At 64.0% G+C, this 26,655-nt stretch carries 23 protein-coding genes; 12 read left to right on the forward strand and 11 right to left on the reverse strand.

Annotated features, from left to right (window positions below; translation table 11 throughout):
- Window positions 1-64: 64 nt before the first annotated feature.
- Window positions 65-1,276 (reverse strand): ABC transporter substrate-binding protein, encoded by a 1,212-nt coding sequence (locus SO139_RS19025; RefSeq protein ID WP_498540359.1) that lies wholly within the window; start codon window positions 1,274-1,276, stop codon window positions 65-67.
- Window positions 1,277-1,565: 289 nt separating this feature from the next.
- Here SO139_RS19025 and SO139_RS19030 point away from each other — a divergent pair, with 289 nt between their 5' ends.
- On the forward strand, window positions 1,566-2,378 hold the full coding sequence (locus tag SO139_RS19030; protein WP_449381130.1) for a thermonuclease family protein: 813 nt from the start codon (window positions 1,566-1,568) through the stop codon (window positions 2,376-2,378).
- Between the two features lie 69 nt (window positions 2,379-2,447).
- On the forward strand, window positions 2,448-3,923 hold the full coding sequence (locus SO139_RS19035; RefSeq protein WP_449381129.1) for a M48 family metalloprotease: 1,476 nt from the start codon (window positions 2,448-2,450) through the stop codon (window positions 3,921-3,923).
- Window positions 3,924-4,056: 133 nt separating this feature from the next.
- Here the strand turns inward: SO139_RS19035 and SO139_RS19040 are convergent, their stop codons facing one another.
- On the reverse strand, window positions 4,057-5,385 hold the full coding sequence (locus tag SO139_RS19040) for an MFS transporter (RefSeq protein ID WP_449381128.1): 1,329 nt from the start codon (window positions 5,383-5,385) through the stop codon (window positions 4,057-4,059).
- Window positions 5,386-5,564: 179 nt separating this feature from the next.
- Here SO139_RS19040 and cyoA point away from each other — a divergent pair, with 179 nt between their 5' ends.
- The 8 genes from cyoA to SO139_RS19080 all read left to right on the forward strand — a co-directional run bounded on the left by cyoA (window position 5,565) and on the right by SO139_RS19080 (window position 14,032).
- Window positions 5,565-6,725: a ubiquinol oxidase subunit II gene (gene cyoA / locus SO139_RS19045; protein ID WP_449381127.1), complete on the forward strand. Its 1,161-nt coding sequence runs from the start codon at window positions 5,565-5,567 to the stop codon at window positions 6,723-6,725.
- An 11-nt stretch (window positions 6,726-6,736) separates the two neighbouring features.
- Window positions 6,737-8,734, forward strand: a complete 1,998-nt coding sequence (cyoB, locus tag SO139_RS19050) for a cytochrome o ubiquinol oxidase subunit I (protein WP_449381126.1) — start codon at window positions 6,737-6,739, stop codon at window positions 8,732-8,734.
- Window positions 8,735-9,364 (forward strand): cytochrome o ubiquinol oxidase subunit III, encoded by a 630-nt coding sequence (gene cyoC, locus SO139_RS19055; RefSeq protein ID WP_449381125.1) that lies wholly within the window; start codon window positions 8,735-8,737, stop codon window positions 9,362-9,364.
- Window positions 9,361-9,741, forward strand: a complete 381-nt coding sequence (gene cyoD, locus SO139_RS19060) for a cytochrome o ubiquinol oxidase subunit IV (RefSeq protein ID WP_449381124.1) — start codon at window positions 9,361-9,363, stop codon at window positions 9,739-9,741. Before cyoC ends, cyoD begins: the two co-directional genes overlap by 4 nt.
- Window positions 9,742-9,749: 8 nt before the next feature.
- Window positions 9,750-10,580: an SURF1 family protein gene (locus SO139_RS19065; protein WP_449381123.1), complete on the forward strand. Its 831-nt coding sequence runs from the start codon at window positions 9,750-9,752 to the stop codon at window positions 10,578-10,580.
- Window positions 10,552-11,949 carry an ATP-binding protein gene (locus SO139_RS19070; protein ID WP_449381122.1) on the forward strand — a complete coding sequence of 466 codons (1,398 nt, stop codon included), beginning with the start codon at window positions 10,552-10,554 and terminating at the stop codon, window positions 11,947-11,949. Before SO139_RS19065 ends, SO139_RS19070 begins: the two co-directional genes overlap by 29 nt.
- Window positions 11,939-12,472, forward strand: coding sequence for a response regulator transcription factor (locus SO139_RS19075; RefSeq protein ID WP_449381121.1), 534 nt, complete (start codon window positions 11,939-11,941; stop codon window positions 12,470-12,472). The genes SO139_RS19070 and SO139_RS19075 overlap by 11 nt, the downstream gene beginning before the upstream one ends.
- 159 nt (window positions 12,473-12,631) lie before the next feature.
- Window positions 12,632-14,032, forward strand: a complete 1,401-nt coding sequence (locus SO139_RS19080; RefSeq protein ID WP_449381120.1) for an adenylate/guanylate cyclase domain-containing protein — start codon at window positions 12,632-12,634, stop codon at window positions 14,030-14,032.
- A gap of 108 nt (window positions 14,033-14,140) precedes the next feature.
- Here SO139_RS19080 and SO139_RS19085 read toward each other — a convergent pair whose 3' ends face one another.
- Window positions 14,141-15,040, reverse strand: a complete 900-nt coding sequence (locus SO139_RS19085; RefSeq protein WP_449381119.1) for a helix-turn-helix transcriptional regulator — start codon at window positions 15,038-15,040, stop codon at window positions 14,141-14,143.
- A 492-nt stretch (window positions 15,041-15,532) separates the two neighbouring features.
- On the opposite strand from SO139_RS19085, the gene SO139_RS19090 reads away from it, so the two are divergent.
- Window positions 15,533-15,823 (forward strand): hypothetical protein, encoded by a 291-nt coding sequence (locus SO139_RS19090; RefSeq protein WP_449381118.1) that lies wholly within the window; start codon window positions 15,533-15,535, stop codon window positions 15,821-15,823.
- 234 nt (window positions 15,824-16,057) lie between these two features.
- Window positions 16,058-16,897 (forward strand): DUF1194 domain-containing protein, encoded by an 840-nt coding sequence (locus SO139_RS19095; RefSeq protein WP_449381181.1) that lies wholly within the window; start codon window positions 16,058-16,060, stop codon window positions 16,895-16,897.
- Window positions 16,898-16,926: 29 nt separating this feature from the next.
- Here SO139_RS19095 and SO139_RS19100 read toward each other — a convergent pair whose 3' ends face one another.
- The 8 genes from SO139_RS19100 to SO139_RS19135 all read right to left on the reverse strand — a co-directional run bounded on the left by SO139_RS19100 (window position 16,927) and on the right by SO139_RS19135 (window position 26,358).
- Window positions 16,927-17,409 carry a c-type cytochrome gene (locus SO139_RS19100; RefSeq protein WP_449381117.1) on the reverse strand — a complete coding sequence of 161 codons (483 nt, stop codon included), beginning with the start codon at window positions 17,407-17,409 and terminating at the stop codon, window positions 16,927-16,929.
- A 128-nt stretch (window positions 17,410-17,537) separates the two neighbouring features.
- Window positions 17,538-18,167, reverse strand: a complete 630-nt coding sequence (gene upp, locus SO139_RS19105) for a uracil phosphoribosyltransferase (RefSeq protein ID WP_449381116.1) — start codon at window positions 18,165-18,167, stop codon at window positions 17,538-17,540.
- Between the two features lie 54 nt (window positions 18,168-18,221).
- A complete protein-coding gene (locus SO139_RS19110; RefSeq protein ID WP_449381115.1) occupies window positions 18,222-19,460 on the reverse strand; it encodes a URC4/urg3 family protein in 1,239 nt (412 codons plus the stop codon).
- 8 nt (window positions 19,461-19,468) lie between these two features.
- A complete protein-coding gene (locus SO139_RS19115; RefSeq protein WP_449381114.1) occupies window positions 19,469-20,725 on the reverse strand; it encodes a GTP cyclohydrolase II in 1,257 nt (418 codons plus the stop codon).
- 274 nt (window positions 20,726-20,999) lie between these two features.
- Entirely contained in the window at window positions 21,000-21,794 is a 795-nt protein-coding gene (locus SO139_RS19120) for a CarD family transcriptional regulator (protein ID WP_449381113.1), read from the reverse strand.
- A gap of 340 nt (window positions 21,795-22,134) precedes the next feature.
- Window positions 22,135-22,473 carry a ferredoxin FdxA gene (gene fdxA / locus SO139_RS19125; protein WP_027526516.1) on the reverse strand — a complete coding sequence of 113 codons (339 nt, stop codon included), beginning with the start codon at window positions 22,471-22,473 and terminating at the stop codon, window positions 22,135-22,137.
- 137 nt (window positions 22,474-22,610) lie between these two features.
- Window positions 22,611-22,892, reverse strand: coding sequence for an RNA-binding S4 domain-containing protein (locus tag SO139_RS19130; RefSeq protein ID WP_449381180.1), 282 nt, complete (start codon window positions 22,890-22,892; stop codon window positions 22,611-22,613).
- A 58-nt stretch (window positions 22,893-22,950) separates the two neighbouring features.
- Window positions 22,951-26,358, reverse strand: a complete 3,408-nt coding sequence (locus SO139_RS19135) for a helicase-related protein (RefSeq protein WP_449381112.1) — start codon at window positions 26,356-26,358, stop codon at window positions 22,951-22,953.
- Between the last annotated feature and the right edge of the window lie 297 nt (window positions 26,359-26,655).

The raw sequence follows: 26,655 nt of genomic DNA on the forward strand, positions 1-26,655 counted from the left end.
GCGCGCCACTTGGCGCGAGCCCGGGATGACGATCTGTTGTTGGACTCGCTCCTCGCAATGAGTGCTATTTCTTCACCAGCGGACAGCGTGACTGCTCGAGCGACTGGAACGCCTCGTTGCCGGGCACGGTGGCGAGCAGCTTGTAGTCGTCCCAGCGTCCTTTGGACTCCGACGGCTTCTTGACCTCGAACAGGTACATGTCGTGCACCATGCGGCCGTCGTCACGGATCTTGCCATCATGCGCGAAGAAGTCGTTGATCGGCGTCCCCTTCATCACCTTCATGACCGCGGCAGCATCGGTGGTGCCGGCCGCCTTCACGGCTTTCAGATAATGCGTGACCGAGGAATACACGCCGGCTTGCGCCGAGGTCGGCGGCCGCTTCACGCGCTCCATGAAGCGCTTTGAGAAAGCGCGCGTCTCGTCGTTCATGTCCCAGTAGAAGGCTTCCGCCAGCAGCAGGCCCTGCGCGGTTTCCAGCCCGATCGAATCGATGTCGGTAACGAAGGCGAGCAGCGGTGAGATCTTCTGGCCGCCCTTCATGATGCCGAACTCCGACGACTGCTTGATGGCGTTGACGGTATCGCCGCCGGCGTTGGCAAGTCCGATCACCTTGGCCTTGGAGGCCTGCGCCTGAAGCAGGAAGGACGAGAAGTCGGACGTGTTGAGGGGGTGACGGACATTGCCCAGCACCTTGCCGCCGGCCTTCACCACGACATTGCTGGTGTCCTTCTCCAGGTCCTGGCCGAACGCGTAATCGGCGGTGAGGAAGAACCAGGTGTCGAGACCGGACTTCACGGCCGCAAGGCCGGTCGTGTTGGCCTGCGCAAAGGTGTCGAAGACGTAATGCACGGTATAGGGACCGCAGGCCTCGTTGGTCAGCCGGATCGAGCCGGGCCCGTTGAAGATGACGATCTTGTTGCGCGCCTTCGCGATCTCGCCGGCGGCAAGCGCGGTGGCTGAGGCCGCGACGTCGTAGATCATCTCGACGCCCTGGTTGTCGATCATGTCGCGGGCGATGTTGGCGGCAAGGTCCGCCTTGTTGAGATGATCGGCCGCGAGGATCTCGATCTTGCGGCCCAACACCTCGCCGCCGAAATCCTCCGCCGCCATCCTGGCCGCCATTTCGCTGCCGGAGCCGGTGATGTCGGCGTAGAGGCTCGACATGTCGAGAATGCCGCCGAGCTTGAGAGGCGGCTTGTCTTGGGCTTTGTCCTGGGCTTGAACTGTGCTGGCGACCAACGCCGCGACAAAAATGCCCGACAAAGTCCTCTTCATCGAAAACCTCCCTTGTCGCGCCGTACTCTGATGGTGGCTTGGTTGTTAGTATTCGCGCGATCATGCAGCATGCGTAAGGGTGCAGCAAGCGCGGCCGCGTCGCGAGGAAAAACGTTTGTTTTCCGCAAAGCGGAATGGCGCTTGGGCCGCAGATGCCTCCACATGGTCGTTGCGAGCGCAGCGAAGCAATCCAGAATCCCGCCGCGGCAAGACTCTGGATTGCTTCGCTGCGCTCGCAATGACTGAGGATGTGGCAGCCCCGTCGCTAATCCGGCCCCAAGCCTCTTCGATGGCAACCACGTTTGAGTTAAGAGTGGAGCGCAGAACAACCTTGCCGGGTCGCGTGAACCAATCACTCCTCTTCTTTTTTGCTGCCGCATCACTTCTCATCATGTCGCACGGCACAGCCTTTGCAGCTGCCTGCCAGTTCGAGTCCCAGGGTGAAGGCCGCGTCGCCGACATCGTCGATGCGCGTAGCTTGCGTCTCGACGACGGGCGCGAAGCGCGCCTCCTCGGCATCGAGCCCACTGCAACAACGAAGCAGGCGCTAGCGGCGATGCTCGTCGGCCGCGACGTTCGCCTGCGCGGCACCGATGACACGCCGGACCGCTACGGCCGCCAGCCTGCGCTGGTTTTCCTCGGCGAGAACGATACCTCCGTGCAGGCCCTATTGTTGTCCCAAGGTGATGCAATGGTCTCGGCTGAGATCGCAGACAAGGATTGCGCGGCCGCCCTGATGGCGGCGGAAGCAGAGGCGCGACGCGGAAAAAAGGGCAGCTGGGCTGACCCGTCGGCCATAAAAAACGCGGAAAGTCCGGACGATATTTTGGCCGGGATCGGGCGCTTCGTAGTGGTCGAGGGTAAAGTGCTCTCCGTCCGGCAAGCTGGGGCAACGACTTACCTCAACTTCGGCCGGAACTGGACACGCGGCTTTGCTGTGACTATTTCAAGGCGCATGGTTCCGGCCTTCGAGAACGCCGGGATCGTTCTCAAGTCCCTGGAAAATCGGAAGATTCGAGTCCGGGGCTGGGTCGAGGGGAGTGTGGGGCCGCGGATTGACGCGCTCCGGGTGGGGCAGATCGAATTATTGGGCACGAACTAGCCGGGGTAAGGCCTTAAGGCCAGGCACGGGTTAAGCGACGTGGATGGGGTTTTGGGACGCGGAACAGAGGTGAGCCGCCGCCTTCGGGTTGCGCCGGCTGGGCTTTGGGTTGGCCTATCTGTTGGCCTGGGTGCGCTGCTCTCGGGGTGCGGCGACATGGGCCGCTTCCAGACCGCGGCCCCGCCTGTCGTCACCGTGCCCAAGCCAAAACCTGCGGTCGCGCAGACGCCGGCCACGGAGAAGGAGCACGAGCGCATCCTTGCCAGCTATGGGGGCGCCTATGACGATCCCCGGCTCGAGCAGCTCGTCACCAAGACGGTCGAGCGGCTGGTCGCGGCCTCCGATCGACCCGACCAGGGCTACAAGGTCACGATCCTGAATTCCGGCGCAGTGAATGCCTTCGCGCTGCCGAACGGTCAACTCTATGTCACGCGCGGCCTGCTCGCGCTCGCCAGCGACACCTCCGAATTGTCGTCCGTGCTCAGCCACGAGATGGCGCATGTGCTGTCCAAGCACGCCGCGATGCGCGAGGACCAGGCGCGCCAGGCCGCGATCGTCACCCGCGTCGTCACCGACATGAGCAACGATCCCGAGCTCACCGCGCTCGCGCTTGCCAAGACCAAGCTCACCATGGCGAGCTTTTCGCGCAACCAGGAGTTCGAGGCCGACGGCATCGGCGTCGGCATCTCCGCGCGGGCGCATTTCGATCCCTATGGCGCGGCGCGCTTCCTTTCGGCGATGGAGCGTAATGCCGAGCTGAAGGCTGGCAAGAACGCGCTCGATCCGCGCGCGCAGGATTTCACCTCCTCGCATCCGGCTACCCCCGAGCGCGTGCAGAACGCACAGACGATCGCGCGGCAATATGCAGCGCCGGAGGACGCCGAGCGCGACCGCGAGACCTATCTCGGCGCGATCGACAACATCGTCTATGGCGAGGACCCGAGCGAAGGCTTTGTCCGCGGCCGCCGCTTCCTGCACCCCAAGCTCGGCTTCACCTTCCAGGCGCCCGACAATTTCACGCTCGACAACACCGCGCAGGCGGTGATCGGCGTGCGCGAGGGCGGCTCGCAGGCGATGCGCTTCGACGTCGTACGGGTGCCGGCCGAGCAGACGCTCGGCGACTATCTCAATTCCGGCTGGATGGAAGGCGTCGACAAATCCTCGACTGAGGACATCACCATCAACGGCTTTCCGGCAGCCGCGGTGACCGCCAAGGGCGACCAGTGGCAATTCAAGGTCTACGCGCTGCGCTTCGGCAGCGACGTCTACCGCTTCATCTTCGCGAGCCGGCAGAAGACCACCGAGAGCGAGCGCAATGCGCGCGAGACAGTGAACTCATTCCGCCGCCTGACGCTCGAGGAGATCCAGGCCGCCCGTCCCCTGCGCATCAAGGTGATCACCGTGCAGCCCGGCGACACCGTGGAATCGCTCGCCCATCGTATGGCCGGCGTCGATCATCCGACCGAGCGCTTCCGCGTGCTCAACGGCCTCGACGCCCACGCGCAGGTGAAAGTGCGCGACCGCGTGAAGATCGTGGTGGATTAAGGTCTCTAGGGTGGGCAAAGCGCAAGCGTGCCCACCACTTCTGGTGCAATCGCGGATGGATGGTGGGCACGGCGCAAGAGCGCCTTTGCCCACCCTACCGCACCCGAGTTGGTGCGGCCGCCGACGGACCTAACTAACTACCCGCATCCATATCGCCGCGTTCGCGCTGGCCGCTCAGCCAGAGCGCCATCAGCGTCCACAATGCGCCGGAGAGCAGATAGGCACCCGAGGCAATGACGCCGAGATTGGTGGCAAGCAGGAGCGCGGCGAGCGGGGCAAAGCCGGCGCCGAACAGCCAGGCCATGTCGGAGGTGAGCGCCGAGGCCGTGTAACGGTACATCTGCTTGAAGTTGGAGGCGATCGCACCGGAAGACTGGCCGAAGGACAGACCGAGCAGAATGAAACCGAGCACCATGTAGATGGTCTCACCGAACGCGCCGGCATCGAGCAGCTGCGGGGCAAAGCCGCTATAGACCGCGATTGCGATCGCCGAGCCCATCAGCAGCGACTTGCGGCCGACGCGGTCGGCGATAATGCCGGAGGCCACGATCGCCGCGACGCCGAAGGCGGCGCCGACGATCTCGATCATCAGGAACCTTACCGGGCTCTCATGGGTGAACAGAAATACCCAGGACAGCGGAAACACCGTGACCATGTGGAACAGCGCGAAGCTCGCCAGCGGCGCGAAGGCCCCGAGCATGATGTTGTGGCCTTCGCGCGCGACGGTGTCGGAGATGCGCGAGGGCTGCAAGTCACGGGTCTCGAACAGCGAGGCATATTCCTCCGTCGCGACCATGCGCAGGCGCGCAAACAGCGCCACGACGTTGATGGCGAAGGCGACGAAGAACGGATAGCGCCAGCCCCAGTCGAAGAAATCGTCGGCCGAGAGATTGCCGGCGAAATACGCAAACAGCGCGCTCGCCACGATCAGCCCGAGCGGCGCGCCGAGCTGCGGCACCATCGCGTACCAGCCGCGCTTGTTCGGCGGCGCGTTGAGCGCGAGCAGAGAGGCAAGCCCGTCCCACGCGCCGCCCCAGGCGAGACCTTGGGCTGCTCGCGCCAGCGCCAGGAGCCAGATCGCGGCCGCGCCGATGTCGCTGTAGCCGGGCAGGAACGCGATCGCCACCGTCGCGGTGCCCAGGAGGAACAGCGCGGCGACCAGTTTTGCTGTCCTGCCGTATTCGCGGTCGACCGTCATGAAGATGACGGTGCCGAGCGGCCGCGCCATGAAGGCGAGCGCGAAGATCGCGAATGAATAAAGTGTGCCGGTCAGTTCGGTGGCGAACGGAAAGACCAGGCGCGGAAACACGATCACCGAGGCGATCGCATAGACGAAGAAGTCGAAGAACTCCGAGGTGCGCCCGATGATGACGCCGATGGCGATCTCGCCGGGATTGGCCTGGTCGTGACCATGCTCGCCCGGGTTTACGCCTGCCATTGCGGGGGTCTGTGCCATCGCCATCGTGTGCTCTTAACGTCCTGAGAACCAAAGCCGACCACCCGGCGGTCGCCGGGCATTCTCCCCCCTCTCTGGCCCACCATTCCGCACTGCAACATTGGACAAATTGTCCAATGTCCCAATTGGTGCGCCGCAGCTACGCCTTGGCTGCACTACGAAATTTTCAACCAAAAGGCCTACCTGTGTCCCGTCTACGGATCCTGGCGCTACTACCTTTGGCAGTCGTCCTAAGTGGCTGCAACTTCATCGTGCTTGCGCCGGCCGGTGATATCGCAGCGCAACAGCGCGACCTCGTCATCATCTCCACCGTCCTGATGCTCCTCATCGTCGTGCCCGTGATGGCGCTGACGGTGCTGTTCGCCTGGCGCTATCGCGAGTCCAACAAGGCCGCGCGCTACGAGCCCGAATGGGACCATTCGACCAAGCTCGAGCTGGTGATCTGGTCGGCGCCGCTGCTGATCATCGTTTGCCTGGGTGCGCTGACCTGGATGGGCACGCATCTGCTCGATCCCTACCGTTCACTGGACCGCATCGCCGCCGATCGTCGGGTCGATGAGGCGACGGTGCCACTCGAGATCGATGTCGTCGCGCTCGACTGGAAATGGCTCTTCATCTATCGCGACTACGGCATCGCCACCGTCAACGAGTTGGCTGCTCCCGTCGATCGCCCGATCGACTTCCACATCACCGCCTCGACGGTGATGAACTCGTTCTATATCCCCGCGCTCGCCGGCCAGATCTATGCGATGCCGGGCATGGAGACCAAGCTCCACGCCGTCGTGAACCACGCCGGCACTTACAAGGGCTTTTCGGCGAACTACAGCGGCGCCGGCTTCTCCGGCATGCACTTCGCCTTCCACGGCCTGGACGACAAGGGCTTTGGCGAGTGGATCGGACGCGCGAAAGCCGCCGGCGGCACGCTCGGCCGCGCCGAATATCTCCAGCTCGAGAAGCCGAGCCAGAACGAGCCGGTGCGGCGCTACGGCACCATCGATGCCGATCTCTACCGCCTGATCCTCAACATGTGCGTCGAGACCGGCAAGATGTGCCAGAGCGAGATGATGGCGATCGACGCCAAGGGCGGCCTCGGTCATGAGGGCCTGAACAACATCCTGCCGCTCGCCTACGACAAGTATGCCCGCCGCGGCACGCCGCTTGGGCCGGAGCCGACCTTCGTTGCCGGCACCTGCACGCCTGACGCTCCGCAGGGCCAGACGACCGCGGCGATCAAGGAGCCCCGCGACGCCACGCCGCTGCTTGGCGCCGGCTTGAAGCGGCCGAGCTTCACGCCGCTCAAGTCCTCATCCTTCTTCCTCGGACAACGTCCGAAGTCAGACTCCTAAAGAGAGCACGCATGTCTCCTGATCTCATCAAGCTCATCTTTGGCCGGCTCGGCATCGAGTCGCTGCCACTGCACGAGCCGATCGTCGTTGGCACCTTCGCGGTGGTCGCGCTCGGCGGCATCACGCTGCTCGGCGGCCTCACCTATTTCCGTCTCTGGGGCTACCTCTGGCGCGAATGGTTCACCACCGTGGACCACAAGCGCATCGGCATCATGTACATGATCCTCGGCATCGTGATGCTGTTGCGTGGTTTCGCCGACGCCCTCATGATGCGTGGGCAGCAGGCGCTCGCGTTTGGCGGCTCCGAAGGCTACCTCAACGCCCATCACTACGACCAGGTCTTCACCGCCCACGGCGTGATCATGATCTTCTTCGTGGCGATGCCGCTGGTCACGGGCCTGATGAACTACGTCGTGCCGCTCCAGATCGGCGCCCGCGACGTGTCGTTCCCGTTCCTGAACAATTTCAGCTTCTGGATGACGGTCGGCGGTGCGGTGCTGGTGATGGCGTCGCTGTTCATCGGCGAATTCGCCCGCACCGGCTGGCTGGCTTATCCGCCGCTGTCGAACATCGGCTACAGTCCCGACGTCGGCGTAGACTATTACATCTGGGCGCTGCAGGTCGCAGGCGTCGGAACGACCTTATCCGGCATCAACCTGATCTGCACCATCGTCAAGCTGCGCTGCCCCGGCATGACCATGATGAAGATGCCGGTGTTCACCTGGACCTCGCTCTGCACCAACATCCTGATCGTCGCCTCCTTCCCGGTCCTGACCGTCGTGCTCGCGCTGCTCTCGCTCGACCGCTACGTCGGCACCAACTTCTTCACGAACGATTTCGGCGGCAGCCCGATGATGTATGTGAACCTGATCTGGATCTGGGGCCATCCCGAGGTCTACATCCTGGTTTTGCCAGCGTTCGGCATCTTCTCCGAGGTGACCTCGACCTTCTCCGGCAAGCGGCTGTTCGGCTACACCTCGATGGTCTACGCCACAGTCGTCATCACCATCCTGTCGTACCTGGTCTGGCTGCACCACTTCTTCACGATGGGATCGGGCGCCAGCGTCAACTCCTTCTTCGGCATCACCACGATGATCATCTCGATCCCGACGGGCGCGAAGATGTTCAACTGGCTGTTCACGATGTATCGCGGCCGAATTCGCTACGAGCTGCCGATGCTTTGGACGATCGCCTTCATGCTGACCTTTGTGCTCGGCGGCATGACCGGCGTGCTGCTCGCAGTGCCGCCGGCCGACTTCGTCCTGCACAACAGCCTGTTCCTGATCGCGCACTTCCACAACGTGATCATCGGTGGCGTGGTGTTCGGCGCGTTCGCCGGCATCAACTACTGGTTCCCGAAGGCGTTCGGCTTCAAGCTCGATCCGTTCTGGGGCAAGCTGTCGTTCTGGTTCTGGGTCACCGGCTTCTACCTCGCCTTCATGCCGCTCTACGTCCTCGGCCTGATGGGCGTGACCCGCCGCCTGCGCGTGTTCGACGATCCTTCGCTTCAGATCTGGTTCGTCATTGCTGCGATCGGCGCCGTCCTCGTCTTCCTCGGCATCCTCAGCATGCTGATGCAGTTCGCGGTCAGCTTCCTCAAGCGCGAGCAGCTCAAGGACGTCACCGGCGATCCCTGGGACGCGCGCACGCTGGAATGGGCCACCTCCTCGCCCCCGCCGGACTACAACTTCGCTTTCACGCCCGTCGTTCACGACAATGACGCGTGGTGGGACATGAAGAAGCGCGGCTACCAGCGTCCGCTCACCGGGTTCAAGCCAATCCACATGCCCAGCAGCACCGGCACCGGCATCATCCTCGCCGGCTTCGCCACCGCGATGGGATTCGGCCTGATCTGGTACATCTGGTGGCTGGCCGCCGTGAGCTTCATCGCGATGCTCGCCGTCGGCATCGGCCACACCTTCAACTATCACCGCGACTTCGACATTCCGGCCGACGACGTCGTCCGGAGCGAGGATGCGCGTACCAAACTGCTCGCCGGAGCCAAGTAGATGACTGTCGCTATCAAACCGACCCAATCCGGCGAGCCGATCTTCTACCTCGCCGACGAGCATCCGCATCCGGAAGGCTACAGCACCTCGCTCGGCTTCTGGATCTATCTGATGAGCGACTGCCTCATCTTTGCGATCCTGTTCGCCACCTTCGGCGTGCTCGGCGGCAACTACGCCGCCGGTCCCGCGCCCAAGGACCTGTTCGACCTATCGCTGGTCGCCGTGAACACATCGATGCTGCTGCTGTCGTCGATCACTTACGGTTTTGCGATGCTGACGATGCAGCAGAACAAGATCGCTCAGACGCAGATGTGGCTGGCGATTACCGGCCTGTTCGGTCTCGCCTTCATCGGCATCGAGCTCACCGAGTTCGCCCACATGATCCACGAAGGCGCCACCCCGCAGCGCAGCGCCTTCCTGTCCGCCTTCTTCACCCTGGTCGGCACCCACGGCCTGCACGTCAGCTGCGGCCTGATCTGGCTGGTAACGCTGATGGTGCAGGTCTGGCGCTTCGGCCTGATCGAGGCCAACCGCCGCCGGCTGATGTGCCTGTCGATGTTCTGGCACTTCCTCGATGTGGTCTGGATCGGCGTCTTTACCTTCGTCTATCTCCTGGGAGTTCTGCGATGAGCACCGATACCCACGCCGCCCATGCGGACGACCATCACCACGGCGACAGCCATGCCCATGGCTCATTCTCGACCTATATGCTCGGCTTCGTGCTCTCGGTCGTGCTGACCGCGATCCCGTTCTGGCTGGTGATGAGCGGTACGCTGCCGAGCAAGCAGATCACCGCGCTCGTGATCATGGCGTTCGCAATCGTGCAGATCGTCGTGCACATGATCTACTTCCTGCACATGAACGCCAGGGCCGAGGGCGGCTGGAGCATGATGGCGATGATCTTCACCATCGTCATGGTCGTGATCGCGCTGTCCGGCTCGCTGTGGGTGATGAACCACCTCAACAGCAACATGATGCCGATCCACCAGATGAGCGGGATGAAGTGATCGCAGCCATGAGACACGACGGACGGAAAGCGCGCAGTCGTACCAGGGCTGCGCGCCCGCCTTTGTGGCTCACGACGCTCTCCCTCCTCGCCATCGCCATCCTGATCGGCCTCGGCGTCTGGCAGATCGAACGGCGCGCCTGGAAGCTGGCGCTGATCGACCGCGTAGAGACGCGCGTTCAGGCCGCGCCGACCATGTTGCCGCCGCCTGCGACCTGGCCCGCGGTCACCGCCGCGACCGACGAATACCGCCACGTCAGCGTCACCGGCCGCCTGCTGAACGACCGGGAGACGCTGGTCAAAGCCGTGACGGAGGAAGGCGCCGGCTTCTGGGTGCTGACGCCGTTTCAGCGCGACGACGGCACACTCGTCTTGATCAATCGCGGCTTCGTGCCGGTGGAGAAGCGTGATCCTGCGACGCGGCCGGATGGTAACGTATCCGGCACGATCGAGCTCACCGGCCTCCTGCGCATGAGCGAGCCGAAGGGCGGCTTCCTGCGCGACAACGATCCCGCGCATGACCGCTGGTATTCGCGCGACGTCGCGGCGATCGCCGCCACGCGTGGCCTTGGCGAGGTCGCGCCCTTCTTCATCGATGCCGACGCGGCCCCTAATGCCGGCGTCTTTCCGATCGGCGGATTGACCGTGATCCGCTTTCCCAATAACCACCTGATTTACGCGCTGACATGGTTTGCTCTGGCCATTATGCTGGCCGGTAAACTCTTCGTCACATTCGGCGGCGGGCTGTTCCGCCGCGGGCGCTTTGTCCACGAAAGGGCCGGCGAGGCCGCCGCCCGCGGGACGGGATCAGATGCTGGAACGATCGTCGAGCCGACCTGAGAAGGAAAAGCTCTCTCTCGGATATGACGCGGCCGCGCTTCCCGTACAGGTGGAGGGCCGCACCGAATTGACCGCGACGTCGCTGCCCGCGCCGACCGACGACGAGACCAACCGCAAGAACATGGCGCTGCTGATCCAGCTGCGCTGGACCGCGGTCGTCGGCCAGATCGTCACGATCGGGACGGCGCATTTCGGGCTTGGCATCGAGCTGCCGCTCACGCGGATGGGCGCTGTGATCTCGGCGCTGGTGCTGCTCAACATTTCGAGCCTGGTCTGGGTGCGCCATCGCGCCGCGATCACCAACAACGAGCTGCTGGTCGCGCTGATGCTGGACGTCGCCGCGCTGACGGCGCAGCTTTACCTCAGCGGCGGCGCCACCAATCCCTTCACCTCGCTGTTCCTGTTGCAGGTGACGCTGGGCGCGGTGCTGCTCGATGCGCGCTCGACCTGGTCGCTGGTGGCACTGACCTGCGCCGCCTTCGTCTGGCTGACGCTCGCCTACCGGCCGCTGGACCTGCCGCACAACCCCCTCAGCGACACCTACAGCCTGACAGTCGTCGGGATGCTCTTTGGATTCGTGCTCAACGCGGTGCTGCTGGTGGTGTTCGTGACCCGCATCAACAGGAACCTGCGCGATCGCGATGCCCATCTGGCGGCGCTGCGCCAGCATGCCGCCGAGCAGGACCACATCGTCCGCATGGGCCTGCTCGCCTCGGGCGCCGCGCATGAGCTCGGCACCCCGCTCGCCTCGCTCTCGGTGATCCTCAACGATTGGCGCCGCATGCCGGATCTGGCGGGCGACCACGAGCTCGCCGAGGATCTCGCCGAGATGGAGACCTCGCTGCAACGCTGCAAATCGATCGTGACGGGCATCCTGGTCTCCGCCGGCGAAGCCCGCGGCGAGGGATCGGCGCCGACGACCGTGGCAGCCTTCCTGACGGCGCTGGTCGAGGAATGGCGCAACGCGCGCTCGGCGCGCACGCTCTACTTCACCAACACGTTTGGCGACGACGTCGCGATCGTCTCCGACATCGCGCTGAAGCAGGTGATCTTCAACGTGCTCGACAACGCCTACGAGGTCTCGCGCGAGTGGGTCGAGCTCTTGGCCGAGCGCGAGGACGACAAGCTCGTGCTGTCGATCAGCGACCGCGGCCAGGGCTTCGCGCCGGAGATGCTGGCGCAGCTCGGAAAGCCCTACCAGTCGAGCAAGGGCCGCGCCGGCGGCGGGCTCGGCCTGTTCCTGGTGGTCAATGTCGTGCGCAAGCTTGGGGGCATGGTGACCGCGGAGAACCACAGAAAGCGCGGCGCCACCGTGCGACTCGTGCTGCCGCTCTCCACGCTCGCCATCGGAGACGGTTTTGGTGCCTGAGCAGTCGCTGATCATTGTCGAGGACGATGCTGGCTTCGCGCGCACGCTGAAGCGCTCGTTCGAGCGTCGCGGCTATTCCGTGGTGATTGCGGCCTCGATCGAAGAGGTCCGGAAGGAGCTCGAGGACAAGTCGTTCGGCCGCGCCGTCGTCGACCTCAAGCTCGGCGGCGCCTCGGGGCTTGCCTGCGTCGAGCTGCTGCACAGCCATGATCCCGACACGCTGATCGTGGTGCTCACGGGCTTTGCCAGCATCGCCACCGCAGTGGAGGCGATCAAGCTCGGAGCCTGCCACTATCTCGCAAAGCCCTCCAACACCGACGACATCGAAGCCGCGTTCCAGAAGGCCGAAGGCAATGCCGAGGTGGCACTGGACAGCCGGCCAACCTCGATCAAGACGCTGGAGTGGGAGCGCATCCACCAGACCCTGATCGAGACCGATTTCAACATCTCGGAAGCCGCGCGGCGGCTCGGCATGCACCGCCGCACGCTGGCAAGAAAGCTCGAGAAGCGGCCGGTGAAGTGAGCGGGAATCCCTCGCCGTGATTGTAGGGTCGGTTAGCCAACGGGTCCGCGCAACCCACCACCGTTTGTCTTCGCGGAAGCGGACGAGGTGCGTTACGCTACGCTAACCATCCTACGCGGCTGCCCAACGGCCGCAGAGGCCACGCGAGGAGACCACCCCGTGACCACGCTTGTCGAGCGCCTTGACCTGTCTGCCGTATTGCCGCGTGCGCGCGATCGGCGCGAGACCGAAACCGTCGAGTTTGCCCAGGCCGCGCTCGCAGCGGCCAAGCAGGAGGGCCTGCGGCTGGCGGTGCGGGCGCGCTATGTCGCGCTCGCGGTGATCGCTTGCCTGCTCATCTACATCAATCCGGTTTGGGACCAGCTCTATTATGTGGCGCTGCTTGGCCTGTTCGCCCTGATTGGCTGGGCCCAGGTCAGGGTTGGCCGGGTTGGCGTGTCGAGGCCGGAGCTGGCGCTGTTGTTCTGCGACCTCGCACTGCTGACCTTGATCCTCATCGTGCCGAATCCGTTCGGATCCGCGCGCTTGCCCGTGGCGATGCAATTCCATTTGGGCAACTTCATCTATTTCTTCGTGCTGCTGTCGGGTGCGACGCTGGCCTACTCCTGGCGCACCGTCATAGCCGTCGGAACGTGGACCGCGGCTCTTTGGATCATCGGCGTTGCCTGGGTGTGGTCGCAACCCGATCGCGACCCTGAACTAACCGCCCGCATCGCCGCGGCGATCGGCAGCGATCACAGGCTGTTTCAGTTGATCTCGCCAAGTTCGATCGCGCTCGGCACGCGCATCCAGGAGATCGTCGTGTTCATGATCGTCGCGGCGACGCTCGCTCTGGCGGTGCGTCGCAGCAATGATCTCCTGATCCGTCATGCCGCGGTGGAGCGCGAACGCGGCAATCTCGCGCGCTATTTCTCGCCAAACGTGGTCGACGAGCTGTCGCGGCACGACGAGCCGCTGAAGCAGGTGCGCACCCAAAACGTCGCGGTGCTGTTCGTCGACATCGTCGGCTTCACGGCCTTTGCCGACGCGCGCACGCCGGAGGACGTCGTGCGCACCTTGCGCGAATTCCACGCGCTGATGGAGCAGGAGGTGTTCCGCCACAGCGGCACGCTGGACAAATATCTCGGCGACGGGCTGATGGCGACCTTCGGCACACCCTTCGTCGGCAAGCTTGATGCCAGCAACGCACTACGCTGCGCGCAGGCGATGATGGCGGCCGCGGATCGCTGGAACGGGCAGCGCAAGGCGGCCGGCGAGTCTCCGATCCGCGTCAGCTTTGGCCTGCATTATGGACCCGTGGTGCTCGGCGACATCGGGGTCACCTGTCTCGAATTTGCGGTGATCGGCTCGACCGTGAACGCGGCAAGCCGGCTCGAATCCTTGACGCGCACGCTCGGCTGCGCGCTGGTGGCCAGCGACGATCTCGTCAGGCGCGCCAGGGTCGAGCTCGGCGATGCCGAGGAGGCGTTTCGTCCGCTGATGGCCCAGGCCCCGCAGACGGTCCGCGGCCTCGAGCAGCCGGTCGCGATCTGGACGCAGGCCCGCGCGGGAGAGCCGTAGATCGCAGCGATCGCGACGGGGTTGGCGGATACGGTTCAGCGCGCGGACCACCGCCACCGCTATCATTCGGCCGGCGAACTCCGGCCACGGAGTTCCGGTCCAGCGGCCTCAATCGGACCTTCTTGACTGAGCCCGTATGCCACTCGGCGACTCGCCAAAGCGCGAGTGAAACGATCGATTGAAATAGGAGATATCGGAAAAGCCGACCTCCAATGCAATGTCGGAAATCAGTCTTGGGCTCGCGGCCGGCTCCGTCAAAAGCGCGAACGCTCGTTGCAGGCGCAACTCGTTCACCTGGGCGGTAAAGGATGACCCCGCGGTTTCGAGCAGCCGCTGCAGATAGCGAGGAGAAACGCCTTGGCTATGCGCCACCGCTTCCAGATTGAGTTCCGGGTCGTCAAAATGGGCAGCGATGTAATCCAAGGCGGCGGCCAATCGGATCGCCACCACTGCGCTGGCGTTGCTCTCACCCGACAGACAGTCCCGACTCAGCATCATTGCCGCGAGATCGTGAACATGCGTCGCGACCAGAGAACGTAGATCGGACGTCGCCAGGCGAAGCTCGTCCCATAGTGGACGCATATAGCTTCTGATGAGCCTGAGGGTGGTGTGCTCGCGCGGGATGGGCTGCATCGTCGGCTCATCGATATGGCTAAGGCGCGATGCAAGCTCGGCACGCGGGATCACCAGCGCGAAATAGCTTCCTCCTGCGAAGCTCACGCTCCCGGTGCTTCTGTGGTGCACTGCGATGGCATCTCCAGCCCGGAGCGTCGCCTCCCGACCCCGCTGAGTTACGACAGAGCGCTTCGTCATGTTTATGATGATGGCGATGGATCCATCGGCGTCCGCCGCATCGCTTGTGCGACGAAATCGAAGCGGCGAAGACGTGGAAGAGAACGCATTCAGCCCCGGCAGGATACGCAACGTCGACCGGGCGTGGAATGGAATATCCGACAACGGCTCGATATCGACCCGAAGAATCTTGTCGCCGAATTCCTCGCGCCACATGGAGAGGCGCTTTCGCTGGGGAAACTTGTCAGTCGAAAGTCGAAATGTTGCGAGTTCAGGCAAGCATTCCGACGTCTGGTGCTTTCCTGTTTCACTCATGGGCTTCGACCTCAGACGCGTCTCAGAACCTCGCGAAGCAAAAGCGGAGCGTGAGATGCTGAGCAAATACCCTGTCGTCGCACGCACCGGATGGTACTCCTCTCCGGAAGAGCGTCGAGGCATCTGCTGATTGACTCGATTCGCAGAGCCACGCGGGTCACTCCTTCCGATCAGCACACAGTCGGCAACTTATTCAGCCGAACCACAATCCGAGCGTGTTGACAATTCACGTACCCAGGTTCGGAGCTGCCGTTCGCAATTGACCAAGAAGATCTGCCGTTCGTTCGCTAGAGTGGCAAGTTACGGAGTGCAGGAAAATACCATATTTCAATTTATCGTGGCGGGATGTGAGCTGGTTCACTCTTCGCGCATAGCCGATGGAAGGAGATTGCCATGAAGAAGTTGTTCTTGATGGTTGCAATTGCGCCGGCGATGGTAGTCGGCTTCTCAGCGGGGGCAGCAGAACTTCCAAGCTTTGAACTCATGGGCTTTCCGATCACGTCGCATCAGGTTGCGGTGATGGGGGCATCCGGGGTTGAGGAGCAGTCTCCCGCTCCGACGCTGGAGTCTGCTGGTATGCCTGCTTCACCCCATCAGATCGCCGTCCTGACTCCGCGTCGGAGCATGATCGCGCAGCGGAAGGCGCCGAAACTGACCACAATAGGGTTCTCTGCGCGGGACTAGGCGGGGCCTGTGAGACCCCATCATCCCGCTACCACTTTCAGCTTTGCCGATGCCATTTTGACGCAAGCATGATTTCAGGAGCCGCCTCGGACATTCTTTATCCGAAGCGGCGGCAACGCAGTCCGGTGCGCCATTTCGCCACACAGTGACTGGTTGTCCACGTATCCGCAATCAACTGGACTCGCGCGCGCGGTGCAGGAAGCGCGTGCAAGTACAACCCCAACGAGGATCGCCATGCGCACGTATGTCTGGCTCCTGAGGGTGCTGATCGCAGGCGTTATCGCTGGAGGCAACTTCGCCAGCACGGCCGTCGGGAATCTCGGGCATCAATTGGTCGACAGGGACGCTCTGCCACCCGTCGATGCCGAACTCGTCATTGCCGTTGACGTCTCCTACTCGATGGATGAGGAGGAGCTTGTCGTCCAGCGCGAAGGTTATGCGCAGGCCGTCACCTCCGAGGAATTTCTCCAGGCGCTCAAGGTCGGGCCGAGCAAGAGATTGGCGGTGACCTATTTCGAATGGTCTGCATCGGATGATCAGAAGATCATCGTGCCCTGGAGGCTCGTCGACGGCCCGGAATCCGCAGATGCACTGGCTGCGGAGATCATGCAAACGCCGGTTCGCCGAGGTTCGCGCACCTCGATTTCCGGCGCGATCCATTTTGCAATACCGCTGTTCGACCAGAATCGGTACCACGGGCTGCGACGCGTGATCGATATTTCGGGTGATGGCGCGAACAACGAGGGCCCCCCGGTGACCAAGGCGCGCAATGCGGCGATCGAGAAGGGCATCACGATTAACGGCCTGCCGATCATGATGAAACGAACGACGGTTTCGATGATGGATATCGATAACCTCGATTTATATTACGAGGATTGCGTGATTGGAGGCCCAGGCTCGTTCATGCTGGTGATCAGAGAGCGAGAGAAGTTCAAGGAGGCAATCCGAACCAAGTTGGCAATGGAGGTCGCCGGCCTGACACCGGCGCCCCGGATCGTCTCGGTGGCCGAAAGCGAACCGAGGGTATCCTGTGGTATTGGTGAGGAAATATGGGAGAGGCGAAGCCGGTGGTGAGAAGGCGAACGTGCGAGTGAAACGGGAAGCTATTGGCTCGACGCGTCCGATCGCAGGAAGGAAACTATTTTTGCCCTGTCGTCGGCAGATGCAAGTCCACCAAATGGCTTCATGCTGTTGCCCGGTATCAACTCATCCGGATTGGCGATGAAGCGCTCGAGCTTTTCTTCGTCCCACACGAGATCCGCCCCCTTCATCGCGCTAGAGTAGTTATAACCCTGCAGCGAGCCGGCCTTCCTCCCGACGATCCTGTACAGATGCGGGCCCAAGCGATTGTCGCCGTCCTTGGTCGTATGGCAGGTCCGACATGCATTGTTGAACGCGCGTTGTCCTGAGCCGGTATCGACACTTTGTCGCCCCGGCTCCTGTCCATGGCAAGGCGAATGCAGCATGTAGGCCATCCAGCCGAGGGCCACGAGTGCGCTCATCCAATTGACGTGCTGCACACGCGCATCTCGCGACCGGCCGGACTTCGGCAAGGCAAGGCGCGTCAGGAGCTGCGGCTGCTTCATTTGATCACCTCGCTGGCGAAGCGATTATCTGACCCAAGGCGGCTTCGAAGTCCCGTATCTCACCAGCATCTTGCAATTGGCGGATCGGAGCCGGAATTCAAATGAAATTGTCTGCCTTGGCCGTTTCCCTACCTCGTACCATACGCGCGGTCGCCCGCGTCGCCGAGGCCGGGCAGGATGTAGCCATGCTCGTCGAGCCCTTCATCGATGGCCGCAGTCCAGATCGGGACGTCCGGATGCAGGCCGCGAATCCGCTCGAGGCCTTCCGGCGCGGCGATCAGGCAAGCCAGCCGGATATCTTTTGCGCCGCGCTCCTTCAGCCGGTCGACTGCGGCCACCGCCGTGTTGGCGGTTGCGACCACCGGCGTCACCACAATCGCGAGCCGTTCGCCGAGGTCGGAGGGCGACTTGAAGAAATATTCGACGGCCGCGAAGCTGTGCGGTTCGCGATAGAGCCCGATATGCGCGACACGCGCGGTCGGGACCAGGTCCATCATGCCGTCGACGAACGTCGTGCCTGCGCGCAGCACCGGAACGAACACCAACTTCTTACCGGCGATCTTGGCCGACTGCATGCGCGCAAGCGGCGTGTCGACGACGACCTCGGCAAGCGGAAGATCGCGCGTGACCTCGTAGCACAGCAGCATCCCGATCTCCTTGACGAGCTCACGGAAGGATTTCGTCGAGATGGACTTGTCCCGCACCAGCGTCAGCTTGTGCTGGACCAGGGGATGATCGACGATCGTGACGCCTTCCATGACGCGATGCTCCTGAAATTATCGATGTGCAATGCGGCAGCTTCGAACCATGCGCTAGAAAACCGTACCGTCGCTGATCACCTTGAGCGGCGGCGCGCCGTCGGGACGACGCGCGAAGGCAATGGCGCGGCCCGCGGCCCAGGTGCCGCCTTCCAGAATGCTGGCGAGAGGCAATGACGCCGGCGTGCGACCGAGTTTTGCGCGGACGTCACCTGCGAGCCGGTCGAGCAGCGCGACCGTCAGCGCGCGCCACTCCACGACGAGCAGCGAATCCACCGCGTGCGCACGCTCGGCATCAGCGACGTCGCGCAGACGAAGCACCTCGTGATCCACGAACAAGCCGCCGTTGCGGTATTCGGCGAGCCCGGTGAGGCCGTCGATATCGGTCACGTCAAAGCCGGCGCGCTGCAAGGGCTCGATCAGCGAATAGCTCAGCCATTGCGACAGCTTGTGCAGGGGCACGAGACCTGTGGTCGCGTCATCGGTCTTGATCGCGGGGTGGCGCCAGCAATCGCCGAGCGGAATGCCGGCGAGCTCGAGTCGCGACGGCCAGATCGGTCCGAGCTGGCTCAGCACTTCGGACAGAATGAGCGCCGCGGGGATCGCACCGTCGATCGCCTTGGCAGCGAGATGATCGAACAACCCGCCTGGACGTGGCCGATCATGCATACCGAATATCTGCGGACGAGACGCCACCAGCCGCCCCAAGCGCCGCAACAAATCCGTGCGTCCCTCAAGCCCCAGCAGCGGATTGCTGTCCGTGACCTGAAAGCCAGACTCGAGCCGCGCGAGCGGGAGTTGCGCGATCACATCCGCATCGACGCGGAAGGGAGAGCGCGGGTCAGCGGAAAACGCGCCCCTTTCGAACATGTCGAGGCTTGCCAGCGCAAGCCCCTCGGAGCGCCCGATGTGCTGCCCCGTCATGGCATCGCGGTAACACCAGTCAGCTCCGGCGCCAGCATCCAGCAACACGCTGACGATGGCGAGATCGAATTCGGCGCGCGCCCGCGCGGCACGATCCGGCCAGGACAAGCTGTCCGCGAGGCGTGACCAACGGTCGGCGCCACCGAGGACGAAGTGCCGCCACCGCGCGTGAAAGGGAATATCCAGCGCAGGATAGGACCGTCGCGTGACCGCGAGCACGGCATCCACGACAGCGTCCATGCGATCGAGATGAACCGTGAAATGCGTCAGTCCGTCGTCGAGGCCGATGTCGAGCATCCGCGCGGCGCGCGCGCGGACTGCTTCCGCGGAGAGCAGCGATCGGGCCTCTCGTTCTGTGGCCGCCGCCATCACGTGACTCAATATTTCTCCAGCGAGCGTCCGACCGTGTCGGTCAGATCCTTCGCCGTCGGAATCTCTTCGGCGTAGTAGCCGGCCGCCTTCTTGGCAGCGATCTCGACATGCGCGTCGGCCGGAATGAGCTCCAGCGGGATCGGCACGCGCTCGACGATATCGATGCCCTGGCCCGTGAGCGCGTCATATTTCATGTCGCTCATCGACAGGAAGCGATCGATGCGTTTCAAGCCGAGCCAGTGGATCGTGTCCGGCATCAGTTGCTGGAAGCGTGCATCCTGCACGCCGGCCACGCATTCGGTCCGCTCGAAATAGGCGGCGGCTGCGTCGCCGTCCTCCTGGCGCTTGCGCGCATTGTAGACCAGGAATTTCGTGACCTCGCCGAGCGCGCGCCCTTCCTTGCGGTTGTAGACGACGAGCCCAAGCCCGCCCTCCTGCGCGCCGCGCGCGCATTCCTCGATGCCGTGAATGAGGTAGGGGCGGCAGGTGCAGATGTCGGAGCCGAACACGTCGGAGCCGTTGCATTCGTCATGCACGCGGCAGGTGATCCTGGTGCGATGATCGGGCAGTTTCGTCACGTCGCCGAACAGGTAGACCGTGGTGCCGCCGATCGGCGGCAGGAACACCTTCATGTCGGGCCGCGTCACGAGCTCAGGGAACATGCCCGCGGTCTGCTCGAACAGGGTACGCCGCAGCTCGGTCTCCGTGGTGCCGAAACGCACCGCAAGGCCCGGCAGATACCAGACCGGATCGATCGCGATCTTCACCACCGACACGCTGCCATTGGCGTGCACGACCTCGCCGTCCGGCTTCAGCCGTTTGGCGACCAGCGCACCGCGGATTTCGGGCAGATCCAGCCGCGCGCGCGTCACCGCGATGCTCGGCCGGATGTCGGCACCTTCCGCGATTTCCTTGCGGAAATTTTCGGCGACGAGATGCCCCCAGGGATCGAGCGCGACGATCTTCGAGGGATCGCTCCATTGCGGGAATGGCCCGATGGTCGCGGCCGGAAACGTGTTGGTGAGATCGGGACGCCGGATTGGATCGAGCGCGCCGGCGGAGACCGCGAGCGCACGATAGACGGCATAGGAACCGCCATGGCTGCCGATGACGTTGCGGTCCGGGGCTCGCGACACCGTGCCAATGATCGGCCCCCGCGCGCGCGCGTCCGCGGCGCCCCACTGGATCGGGAAAGCCGCCTTTCCGCCGGGCTCCGGATGGGAGGTGAGGCGGATATGTTCGGTACGGTTCGAGCGGCTCATAACCAGGCTCCTATAAAGCCAACGGCCCGCCTATCAGACGGGCCTGGACCATCCTACCGTGCGGTCATGACGCGAAGCCGTTCACGACCGAATTCAATAGCATAAGGGCTGACGGACCCGTTCGCTAGATGTCCGTTGCGCACCCACGACGATCGGGCCGCCCGCTCCCTTGCTTCACTCAGGCCTTCGAGGGCGATTGCCCTTGCACCAAAACGAACAAGCCCGGCCGTTCGGCCGGGCTTTGGATCTGCTTGCCGCGAGCCGAAGCTGCTGCCTACGCGGCCTCGTCGGCGACTGCCGTATCGTCGCCATCGGTATCGTCGATATCGCCCTCGGTATCCGCATCGGCCTCGCCCTCGGCGGCTTCCGCCTTGGCGTTGGTGCGGCGCGGGCTCTTGGCGAGCTGCGCCTCGATCTCCTTGACCGCTTCGGTCTCGGTCGAGTGCTGCACCACCGCAATCTCGCGGGAGAGACGATCGAGCGCTGCTTCATAGAGCTGGCGTTCCGAGTAGGACTGCTCGGGCTGCGATTCGGAGCGGTAGAGGTCGCGCACGACTTCCGCGATCGCGACGATGTCGCCCGAATTGATCTTCGCTTCGTATTCCTGGGCGCGGCGCGACCACATGGTGCGCTTGACGCGGGCGCGGCCCTTGAGGGTCTCCAGCGCCTTCTTGACCAGCGCGGGCTCGGACAGCTTGCGCATGCCGACATTGGCGACCTTGGCGGTCGGAACGCGCAGCGTCATCTTGTCCTTGATGAAGTTGATGACGAACAGCTCGAGCTTGGCCCCGGCGATCTCCTGCTCCTCGATGGCCAGGATCTGGCCAACGCCGTGAGCGGGATAAACGACGAATTCATTGGCCTTGAAGCCCTGGCGCTGGGTCACGACCTTCTTTTCCTCGACCTTCGGCGCGGCGGCGGCCGGCTTCACGGCGGGCTTGGCGGCAGCGACGGGGACTTTCGGCGCGGCGGCAACATGCGCTTTCACGGCAAGCTTGACCGCAGCCTTGGGAGCTGCAGGCTTGGCAGCGGTCGCTTTCGCGGCCGGTTTGGCAGTCTTGTTAGGCATTGCGCTTCTTTTCTTCGAGGACTTTGCAGCCGTGTGCTTAGTCGCGGCACGACCCTTGGATGCGCTACGGCTGGCCGCGGCGACTTTTTTGGCATCCTTATGTGACGCCTTGGCAGAAGTACTCTTTTTACGCGTTTTATGTGACACAGCCTGCGCGCGGAAAACTGCCACGCCCCTGTTCGACATGAGGTTTCACGGGAACCCAGAGGGGCCAACGGGGCTGACGGGGTTCGGCTTAATGTGCCCAATATAGCACATTTCCCGCAAAAATCAATGATTTAGGGGTCTTCTGGCCTGTTTGCGGCGCTGACTAAGGTATTAGGGTTAAGTTTGACCCGAGTTAGTCTCCAGAACCGGGGTTTTGAGAAAAATATTTCTCAAACTTGCCTTCTTTGCCGTCGAATTCCTTCGCGTCTTCCGGCGAATCTTTCTTCTGGGTGATGTTCGGCCAGCTCTTGGCGTATTCGGCGTTCACTTCCAGCCATTTTTCGAGCCCCGGTTCCGTGTCCGGCTTGATGGCGTCGGCCGGGCATTCCGGCTCGCACACGCCGCAATCGATGCATTCATCGGGGTGGATGACCAGCATGTTCTCGCCCTCGTAGAAGCAATCTACCGGGCAGACCTCGACGCAGTCGGTGTACTTGCACTTGATGCAGTTTTCAGTGACGACGTAAGTCATCCACAACGCTCCGAAAAGCTCTCTCAAATTCGCGGCTTGCGTAGCGCGTAAATACCCACGCCGCAAGGTCGGGAACGGCCGATCGTGACTGGTTTTCGCAAGTCTTCGGCCAAGAAGTGAACACCAAGCGCAATTAATTACGCTTTGCGCTCGTTCAACTCCTCATACAGCAGGCGCGCCGAGTTTGCGTCGCCGCGCCGCTCGTTGAAGGCGACCACCTTCATGACCCGCACGGTGCGATCGAGTGCGATGGTCAGGACGTCGCCGATCTTGATCGCATGCCCAGGCGAGGTCTCGCGCACGCCGTTGACGCGGACATGGCCGCTTTCGACGAGTTCGGCCGCAGACGTGCGCGCCTTCACCACGCGAGCGTGCCACAGCCATTTGTCGAGACGCTGGCGCTCGGTCGTGGGAGTTATTCCTTTTGACGCGTTTTCTTCACGCGAACCGCTCCGCACTTCGCTTGAAAACGCTACGCTACTCCTTGCGGCCGGCGAGCTGCTCTTTCAGCGCGGCGAGCTTTGCGAACGGCGAGTTCGGATCGATGGGCCGGTCGCGTTCGCGCGGGGAAGCGCTCGAAGCATAGGGGCGATGCGACGGACCGGATTCGCGGTCGCGCCGATCGCGGCCCTTGTCGCGGTCGCGGCCACGGCCGCCCTCGCGATCACCGAACTTGCCCTTGTTGCGATCACGATCCTTGTCGCGGTCCTTGTTACGATCCTGGCCCTCGAAGCGGCGACCCTTGTCGTCACGCTGCTCGCGGCGCTCGCCGCCTTGTCCGCCACCCTGGCCCTCTTCGCGGCCCTTGCGGAAGTCCTTGCGACCGCCGCCGTGACGATGACCGGGCTTTGCGCCTTCGGCAGCCTCGCCGGGCGCAGCACTCGCGGCCTGCGCGCCTTCCTGCGGGCGCGGCTGGTGGTGATGGCGGGGGCGGTGCCGCTCGTGGCGCGGCTTGCGGTCCTCGTGGCGGCCGCCGGGACGCCAGACCTCGACGAGCTGCGGCTCGGCGGGGGCGGCGTCTGCCGCAGCTTCCGCAGGCGCGGCGGCATCGGTCGATGCGGCAGCTTCCACGGCGGCGGCAGCATCAGCCGGCGCGGCCTCGGTGGCCGCCTCGATGGTTGCAGCTTCATCCGCCGGCGGCGCGATGCCGGGCGCATCCTCGGGCGTCACCGGCGCATCGGGCGTCGCCTCGAGCGCGGGCTCGGCATGAGGCTCTTCCTCATGCTGCTCCATGCCCGGGGCGTCCTCGACGGTAACCGGCTCGGCCGAAGCCTCAATAGGCGCCTCGACGGCAGGCGCCGCGTCATCCGCCGGCAGTTCGGCAACGGCTTCCGCCACCGTCTCATTCGACGTCTCCGCCACACCTTCAACGGGCGGCGTCTCGGCTGCGACCGTCTCGGCGACCACCGGCTTCGGTGGCAGCGGCGGGCGCTTCTCCATGCGATAGCCGAGCGCGCGCAGCACCGAGGCGAAATCTTCGCCGGCCGAGCCGGTGAGCGAGGTCATCGCCTGCGTCACCACAAAGCTGCGGCCGTCGAACGCGCCGGCCGGCTTCTCGCCGGGCGAGGTCTCGCGCCAGGCGAGCGCCGGGCGGATCAGATCGGCAAGGCGCTCGAGGATGTCGACGCGCACGGCGCGCTCGCCGCACTGCTTGTAGCCGAGCACGCGATAGGCATCGCGCGGCAACGCCTTGTCTGTTGGGAACGAGGTGCGGCCCGAGCTCGCCAGGTGCTGCGCGCCCGACAGCGCCGACAGATCGACATTGTCGTGCTTGAGCGCCCAGAGCAGCGCGGCCAGCGCGCGCCCGGCGGGCTTCAAAAGCTGCGGGAAATAGAGGTGATAGGCGCCGAACCGCACGCCGTATTTGCGCAAGGTCGCGCGCGAGGGCTGGTCGAGATCCTTCAGCTCGTTGGCGATCTTCGGCCGCTCCAGGACGCCGAGCGCCTCGACGAGCTGATAGGCGATGCCGCGGGCGATGCCGGTGACGTCCTCGGCCTTCGACAGCTCGAACAACGGCCCGAGCAGCTTTTCGATATGCGTCTTGAGCCAGAGCTCGAGCCGCGCCTGCACCTTTTCACGCGGCGACCCGGTGAGGCGCTCGTCGGAGATGATGCGCAAGCGCGGATGCAGCGCTTCCTCTGCGGCAACGAGACGCGCCACGGCATCGCCGGTCCAGCGGATGGTGCCTTCGGAGGTCAGCACGAACTGTTCGTCGGGTGCGGCGGACAGCTTCTCAGCGCGCGCATTGATCTCGCCGGCGAGTACCGCCTGCGCCGCAGCCTGCAAGGCTTTCGCATCGGATCCTGCTTCCGCAGCATCCGGTGCAAAGGTGAACCCATCGAGGCGGCCGATGACGTGGCCTTCGACGATGACTTCGCCGGTCTTGCCGATTTCAGTATTCAAGCTCGTGTTCTCCCGCAGGCGGCGCATCAATACACTGGTACGACGATCAACGAAACGCTCTGTAAGCCGTTCATGGAGCGCATCTGACAATTTATTTTCGACCTCCCGCGTGACCCCTTGCCAGCGTTCGGGGTCTTTCAGCCAGTCCGGGCGGTTGGCGACGAAGGTCCAGGTGCGGATCTGCGCGATCCGGCCCGACAGCGTGTCGATGTCGCCGTCGATGCGGTCGGACTGGTCGACCTGGGCGGCGAACCAGGAATCGGGGATGCAGCCCTTGTCGATCAGGAAGCCGTAGAGCGTGGTGACGAGCTCGGCATGGGCCGCCGGCGACAGTTTTCGGTAGTCGGGGACCTGGCAGGCCTCCCACAGCCGTTCCACCGCCGCCTTGCCGTGCGCCTTGTCGCGGACCTCGCCGTCGCGGGCGGCGTGATCGAGCACGCGCATGTCCTCGGCAATCGGCGCGCGCGTCAGCGCCTCGTGGCCGGGGGCCAAGTTCAGCGAGACCTGCAGCGCGCCGAGCGAGGAGAAATCGAGCTTCGAGTTGCGCCACTGCAAGACCTTCACCGCATCGAAGGTATGATTCTGGAGCGCGTTGACGAGCTCAGGCTCGAACGGCGCGCAGCGGCCCGTTGTTCCGAACGTGCCGTTGCGCGTGGCTCGTCCCGCGCGGCCCGCGATCTGCGCGAACTCGGCCGGCGTCAGGCGGCGGAACTGATAGCCATCGAACTTGCGGTCGGAGGCAAAGGCGACGTGGTCGACGTCGAGATTGAGGCCCATGCCGATCGCATCGGTGGCGACGAGATAATCGACGTCGCCGTTCTGGAACATCGCCACCTGCGCATTGCGCGTGCGTGGCGAAAGCGAGCCGAGCACCACTGCGGCACCGCCATGCTGGCGGCGGATCAGCTCCGCAATCGCGTAGACCTCATCGGCGGAGAACGCGACGATCGCGGTGCGCCGCGGCTGCCGCGTGATCTTGCGGTCGCCGGCAAATTCAAGGCTGGAAAGCCTGGGACGCGTGATCATGGAGGCGCCCGGCAGGAGACGCTCGATGATCGGGCGCATGGTGGCAGCGCCCAGCAGCAGCGTCTCGTCGCGGCCGCGACGATTGAGGATGCGATCGGTGAAGACATGGCCGCGTTCGAGATCGGCGGCGATCTGCACTTCGTCCACCGCAAGGAACGACACATCGAGATCGCGCGGCATGGCCTCGACGGTCGAGACCCAGTAGCGCGGATTTTTTGGCTTGATCTTCTCTTCGCCGGTGACGAGCGCGACGCTCTCGATGCCGGCGCGATCGGCGATCTTGTTATAGACCTCGCGCGCGAGCAGCCGCAGCGGCAGCCCGATCATGCCGGAGGAATGCGCGAGCATCCGCTCGATGGCGAGATGCGTCTTGCCGGTATTGGTCGGCCCGAGCACCGCAGTGACGCCCGCGCCAGGCGCGCGCTCGGAAGCGAAGGAGGAGGGAGAAAAGGCCATTCTGGAGATTAGCTAGTCGTGATTGGGCCGTTTGTCAGTGGCGTTTCGTGTCGATCCTCATCCTGAGGAGCGCGGCACGCGCGTCTCGAAGGATGAAGGCCCGGCCGGTGCTGCGCTTACCCTTGCGGAGCGGGCCGGGCCCCTCGCCCTTCGAGACGGCCGCCGCGCGGCCTCCTCAGGGTGAGGGGAGCAAGCAGGGAGGATTGGGCTTTCATGTGTCGGTTATGTCTCCGAACGGGGGCGGCATTCTCCGTTGTCATGCCCCGGCTTGACCGGGGCATCCAGTACGCCGCGGCT

The sequence above is a fragment of the Bradyrhizobium sp. UFLA05-89 genome, from assembly GCF_059803475.1.

Coding starts and splice junctions, on each gene's coding strand:
- cyoC (WP_449381125.1), top strand. CDS start 8,735: ATGACTGTCGCTATCAAACCGACCCAATCCGGCGAGCCGATCTTCTAC.
- SO139_RS19065 (WP_449381123.1), top strand. CDS start 9,750: ATGAGACACGACGGACGGAAAGCGCGCAGTCGTACCAGGGCTGCGCGC.
- cyoB (WP_449381126.1), top strand. CDS start 6,737: ATGTCTCCTGATCTCATCAAGCTCATCTTTGGCCGGCTCGGCATCGAG.
- SO139_RS19090 (WP_449381118.1), top strand. CDS start 15,533: ATGAAGAAGTTGTTCTTGATGGTTGCAATTGCGCCGGCGATGGTAGTC.
- SO139_RS19025 (WP_498540359.1), bottom strand. CDS start 1,276: ATGAAGAGGACTTTGTCGGGCATTTTTGTCGCGGCGTTGGTCGCCAGC.
- SO139_RS19095 (WP_449381181.1), top strand. CDS start 16,058: ATGCGCACGTATGTCTGGCTCCTGAGGGTGCTGATCGCAGGCGTTATC.
- SO139_RS19100 (WP_449381117.1), bottom strand. CDS start 17,409: ATGAAGCAGCCGCAGCTCCTGACGCGCCTTGCCTTGCCGAAGTCCGGC.
- SO139_RS19115 (WP_449381114.1), bottom strand. CDS start 20,725: ATGAGCCGCTCGAACCGTACCGAACATATCCGCCTCACCTCCCATCCG.
- SO139_RS19135 (WP_449381112.1), bottom strand. CDS start 26,358: ATGGCCTTTTCTCCCTCCTCCTTCGCTTCCGAGCGCGCGCCTGGCGCG.
- SO139_RS19070 (WP_449381122.1), top strand. CDS start 10,552: ATGCTGGAACGATCGTCGAGCCGACCTGAGAAGGAAAAGCTCTCTCTC.
- SO139_RS19120 (WP_449381113.1), bottom strand. CDS start 21,794: ATGCCTAACAAGACTGCCAAACCGGCCGCGAAAGCGACCGCTGCCAAG.
- SO139_RS19030 (WP_449381130.1), top strand. CDS start 1,566: ATGGCAACCACGTTTGAGTTAAGAGTGGAGCGCAGAACAACCTTGCCG.
- cyoD (WP_449381124.1), top strand. CDS start 9,361: ATGAGCACCGATACCCACGCCGCCCATGCGGACGACCATCACCACGGC.
- SO139_RS19040 (WP_449381128.1), bottom strand. CDS start 5,385: ATGGCGATGGCACAGACCCCCGCAATGGCAGGCGTAAACCCGGGCGAG.
- fdxA (WP_027526516.1), bottom strand. CDS start 22,473: ATGACTTACGTCGTCACTGAAAACTGCATCAAGTGCAAGTACACCGAC.
- SO139_RS19085 (WP_449381119.1), bottom strand. CDS start 15,040: ATGTGGCGCGAGGAATTCGGCGACAAGATTCTTCGGGTCGATATCGAG.
- SO139_RS19110 (WP_449381115.1), bottom strand. CDS start 19,460: ATGGCGGCGGCCACAGAACGAGAGGCCCGATCGCTGCTCTCCGCGGAA.
- upp (WP_449381116.1), bottom strand. CDS start 18,167: ATGGAAGGCGTCACGATCGTCGATCATCCCCTGGTCCAGCACAAGCTG.